The sequence below is a fragment of the Paenibacillus sp. E194 genome (assembly GCF_000935845.1).
Lineage (GTDB): Bacteria > Bacillota > Bacilli > Paenibacillales > Paenibacillaceae > Paenibacillus_B > Paenibacillus_B alvei_B.
Map to the genome: position 1 here is coordinate 1 of NZ_JMDX01000332.1, position 5,208 is coordinate 5,208.

Annotated in this window: 5 protein-coding genes; all 5 read right to left on the bottom strand. The window is 38.8% G+C overall.

All coding sequences use genetic code 11. The features are described 5' to 3' along the window. Positions 1-47 precede the first annotated feature (47 nt). On the bottom strand, positions 48-461 hold the full coding sequence (locus tag AZ66_RS26580) for an RHS repeat domain-containing protein (protein WP_044357652.1): 414 nt from the start codon (positions 459-461) through the stop codon (positions 48-50). Between the two features lie 686 nt (positions 462-1,147). Further along, a complete protein-coding gene (locus AZ66_RS26585; RefSeq protein ID WP_044357653.1) occupies positions 1,148-1,690 on the bottom strand; it encodes a hypothetical protein in 543 nt (180 codons plus the stop codon). 258 nt (positions 1,691-1,948) lie between these two features. Continuing rightward, positions 1,949-2,200, bottom strand: coding sequence for a hypothetical protein (locus AZ66_RS33965; RefSeq protein ID WP_156160098.1), 252 nt, complete (start codon positions 2,198-2,200; stop codon positions 1,949-1,951). Between the two features lie 241 nt (positions 2,201-2,441). After that, positions 2,442-2,981, bottom strand: coding sequence for a hypothetical protein (locus tag AZ66_RS26595; protein WP_044357655.1), 540 nt, complete (start codon positions 2,979-2,981; stop codon positions 2,442-2,444). Further along, the coding region (locus tag AZ66_RS26600; protein WP_044357657.1) for an RHS repeat domain-containing protein at positions 2,978-5,208 on the bottom strand (2,231 nt) is incomplete at its 5' end. The genes AZ66_RS26595 and AZ66_RS26600, both read right to left, overlap by 4 nt.

Consider the following 5,208-nt stretch of genomic DNA (forward strand, 5'->3'; position numbering starts at 1 on the left):
GTTGGTTATTGCGATTTGACTGCTTAATGTATAGAGTTGACCATCATTTACTGATATGTCTTGAAAAAATTAGCCCCTCCATCTTTCGGCATGTTGGAAATTTTCATTTGTTGAGCTTGCTTACCACTGGAAATAGGCGAAGTTACAACTTGGTAATTGGCTGTTCCCCCTGCGGATTGCCAATACCCCCAGCTATCTGCGACTCCATTCTTTCCCGTATAGATTTCAAATCCAGAGTTCATCAGCATATTCATATTTTTATGTAGTAGATTCCCATTCACGTCATATTGATATTCTACAACGGTTCCATCCGCTAGCTTCGTATTCACTAGCCGCCCTGAACTATCGTAAACATTAACCGACATCTTCTCTGCCGCATATCCGTTTGTAAGATTGACAGTAAATAGTGTAAGGCTGATTAGAAGTAATAACATGAATTTCGATGTTTTGAAATATATCATAGTTTGAATTCTCCTGCCCATTTTATTTTATTGTGACGATGATAGATAAAAATACACTTTATAGTTGCACCAATAGTGAAAAAATAGGAACAGCAAGCATTAATATTATAAAACTCTACATCTTCTATGCTTGGATTGCATACAAAAACCTCCCTAGGTTATTTTCCAAATCTACTATATCTTCTTAGCTGTATAAATTAACAGGTATTATCAAGCCTTCATGTATATGGTAATAATTTTGTGTTATATAAAACATATATTTTTCTTTTTGGCAGTCGAAGCGTGTGAATTCTAGACTTCTTGTATACACAATTTAATTGGTAATGTAAATAACCAAAATCTTTATCTAGGACGTAAAACAAAAACTCCAAGTTATGACACAATAGCAACCTAAGGAAACTGAAGAAGCTTCAATTGAAACCTCTACTTCTTCCATGCATCCCTCGGCTAAAATTTTTAAAAGAATTTCGGGTGTTACAATGGAGGTGATTTGTCATAAAGGGGGACATTATAAACACACTTTATACGTGCGTACAACCATACTCGAAAAATATCATATGAGGTTGATGAGGGTTAGGTTCTTTCGGGACATGCCGCCCGATTCAGTCGGCACTGGGTCGGGCATCCGCCAAAGAAAAAAACCACAATACGATGGTTAGTCGCATTGTAGTTAAACAAACTTATTACTACTTGAGTCTAATTGACTTTCCTGCCCTAATGTCAATCTTAAATTTTTCTTCTGGTATACCAAGTTCTTCTGGTATACCAAGTTCTTCTGTTGTGTACAGAATATATTCAGATGCAGTGTTCGTCGGTTCAAGCATGACCCAATGATTTACCTCTTTTACCCCAAGTCCTACAATTTTGCCTGTCTGAATATCGACAGGAATAATGGTTTCCTTTCCCAAGCTTAAATCCTTTAAGTAGAGCCTTGCATGGCTGTTTCTTTGAAATAAATTAATTAAATCAATACGATATTCATATTGTCCATCTATCGTAACCTTTATTGAATCACTTCTTATCTTCTCCTTCGCCCAACCGTGGGTGTTAACGCTTTGAATCAAAGTTGCAGAGATAAGTGTTGCTAAAACTAGTCCTATACCAATTCCAACATAGCCTATTCCACTCGTGGGAGCCCATCCTTTAATGAGTATTATAGTAAACACAATAGCGAACAATAGAACTGGTAAAGCTGCCCAAAAAAAATAGGTAGTTCCTATAATATCCATTCCTCGCTGAAAAAAAAGCTGTTGCACCTAAAAGAAACCAAAAGAATGATGTAGCACTAAATAAAATTACTAGTACCAATAGAAGCCGTAACCATGCTTGCATAGTCGCCCCCCTTTGGAATAAATTATTTCAACTTTAAGATCGGTTCAATATATTTTTTCCAAATGTCTACATTGCTGTGCATTGCTGAATGAGCCTTAATCTTAGTCCCCTTCTTCTTAGCATCTTTGGTACGTACATTTTCAGCGTTCTAAAATTTACGTGTTGTTGTAGATCCGGGACCCAGATTCCACAATTTCCACCAATCCCATCCAAAGTCGTACCCTCCCAAATCCCATTTGTACCATGTCTCTATTATTATACATCTGAATATGTTGTCCTACCTCTGATTCAAGTTTATATTCCCTAACTGGAGTAGCAATAGAAATTAATGTATCCACTTTCATTCCTTTCTCACCCAACAGATTTGCCAACAAAATTGCTACATTTCCCCCATGACTATGCCCCACTAACGTTCTATATTTGGATCATACCATCGTGCACGCAAATATTGCAGATTCTTTGTTGCATCCCACTATTCGCCTGAGCCTCTAAATAAATTTGGGACAGTTTCAATACTCTAGATCGGTTTTCCCGTAACTATATTTAGTTTCAATGGTATCATTCTGAGGATTAGTGCTGTAAAATGCAGAACAGCCTATAACCGTTTTATCGAGATTAGTTATAGGCTGTGTGCTTAACTTAAAATATTTACTTTGCGGATTCAATAAATGTATTCTTGATTGGTGGACTTGGTTCCCAGCTTATTAGTTTAATATGATATTTTTCAAGCAATTCATCCGCTCTAATTAATCCTTCACTAGTGCTGCCAATATCCTTCTCTATAAATATTGCATTAGGGAACAAGGGGTTCTGTTGTTCATATTCCTTTAAATCCCCCATATAATAATTTGCACTTCCCGCTGAGTAAACTATTTCACTGTTGTTATTAATTTTCAACAAAGAAATATTTTTATTCCCGCTTTCATACCGCTGCTTCCATCTTCTATACTTACCTTGCCCTTCATCCATTCCAACCCCATCATACTCACAAATGATCGTATCTTGAATAACCTTTCTTACCCCATTTACTTCATAGACTAACTTGAAAGGAAATTCACCATAAGTGATTTCTGGACGAGGAGGATCTGGTTGAAGTAGCAGTCCAATATAAATTAGAACCCACGGTAGTGCTACAATACAGATCACTAAAGCAACTAATATGATTAGAACAACTTGTGTTTTTTTCATTTATTTTTTTCCTTTAATGCATTTATTACTGAACCCATAGAATGATTCTCAATTGAATTTTCTATATTTTTCGTAAAATTCCAAACGTTCCATTTGCCTATTGGATACTGGTTACGTAAATAATACACTTCTCCACCTGGAGTAGCAACTTTTCCAAACATTTCATTTAATATATCACCATTAACTACATATGCATTAATTTTCGCAGTGTACACTTGATAGTGAAGACCCACTTTAGTATTAATATTAATGCTTAACTTGGCTGGATTAAATAATATAGCATTCTTGTTTGTGACAATTGCATTGGCCGCTGCTTCTGCCCCTCCTTTCGAGTGTCCTACCATTGTTACTTCACTGTTATTATGACTATTAATAAATTTTGAAGCTATTTCAATTGAATCTTTCAAGTCAGTAGATTCACCAAAAGGTTGAGCAATGTTATTAATCCAATCAATAACTTTAGTAGGAGTTGTACCTTTATTTACTAAAGCATATTCAGCTTTTCCATTAGCCGCTCTTGAATATATCCCCATTTTCAAACCTTGCCAATTAGTCTTAATATCTTCTAAAATCCAATCATTAATTACCACGCCCATCACATTCTCTTTTGTTGCTCCGTAAATATGATCCGCCATTACTGCTGCTTCCATTACTGTTGGAATATGTCCACTTGGATCCATAAACTTCAACGGATTATTAGCCACATACGTATACAAATTCAAGCTCAGCGAATTCTTGATGTCCCCTTCATACGTATCCTCATTAATAAACCGTCCTACACTTGGATCATACCATCTTGCACGCAAATATTGCAGATTCGTTGCTGCATCCCAGTATTCGCCCGAATAACGGAAAATGTTCGGAACCTGTTCCTCTTGTACCAATGGATTGCCCCAGATATCGTACGTATAGCGGTTCAGTACATTGCCTTGCGCATCCCGTATTTCGGTAATGTCGCCGTGCCCATTGGATACATAATATTGCATACCTTGTCCCGGAACCTGACGAGCCAGTAGCTTGCCGGTCGAATCATGGACATACGCTGCTGTTATCGTGACACTGCCGTTTCCTTCTACCTTGCCTTCAGCTACTATCTTCGCCCGATCATCATAGTAGTATCGAGTCGCCACACCGTTTTCGGTGCGTTCTACCATCAGGTTATCGCCGTTGTAGCGGTAGCTGACGGCCTTGCCATCTTCCGTTGTCACTTGGGTCAGGCGGTTGCGGCTGTCGTATACGTAGCTGGCTCCCTTGATGTTCGGTACCTGATCGCTTTGCAAGGTACTGCGGTTATCCCGTTGATCGTACGCATATGCCTCATTAAATTGGCTTGATGTCTTGATTCGATTCAGCTTATCGTAGCTAAATTGATAACCTGCTCCATTATCGTTTTTGTCCGTGATATTTCGGTTGTTATCATAGGTGTAGCTATAGTTTCCAAACAGTGCATCTCCTTGCTTCTGCTGGATGCCTGCTAGATTAAAGCCATCATACGCATAGTTCTCCAAGAATCCTTGCGTCGATTTCAACTCCGTCAAGCGATTATACGAGCCGTCGTATTTGTATTCAAATTGCATAAGCTGCGAGCCGCTTCCATCTAAGACGGCCATACTTGTTGGATTAGGTAAGATGCCAGTATGACTTATTCGCTGCGTAATCTTATAGTTTCCGGTCGAGATAGTTTGCTCTGTACGCAATCTCCGGATTTCATAATCGTAATTGATGCTGGTCTGATCCGGATAAGTGATCGATGCCAGTTCACCCGACGGATCGTACGCATAAGTTGTTGTACCTGTCTGATCCGTCATTTCTGTTCGCTTTCCTGTTGGATCATAGCTGTACGTGACGTTCTCATCAGGTGAAGTACTTTTCATTAGAAAATTGCGGTTATTGTACTCGAACTGTTGAATTTGATCCTTCTTGTCTATGCTTTTTACGACATTACTATTATCGTCATAGTAGAAGCGTTTGCTTTGCTTCATCGGATCGATCTGCTGCAGAAGTCGGCCGATTTCGTCATACCGTTTCTCAACCGTATTTCCGTCCGCATACTTGATCTCAACCATATCTCCCGACAGATTATACCGATAGCGTGTCGTCTTTCCTTCGGCATCTGTAACGGCGATCAGGCGGCCTAGTACATCATACTCGTACTTTGTCGCATTGTGATTACCGTCGTAGGCAGTCTGAACATTCCCCACATCGTCATATTCGTACCGTCCTACTT

Coding starts and splice junctions, on each gene's coding strand:
- AZ66_RS26595 (WP_044357655.1), bottom strand. CDS start 2,981: ATGAAAAAAACACAAGTTGTTCTAATCATATTAGTTGCTTTAGTGATC.
- AZ66_RS26585 (WP_044357653.1), bottom strand. CDS start 1,690: ATGGATATTATAGGAACTACCTATTTTTTTTGGGCAGCTTTACCAGTT.
- AZ66_RS26580 (WP_044357652.1), bottom strand. CDS start 461: ATGATATATTTCAAAACATCGAAATTCATGTTATTACTTCTAATCAGC.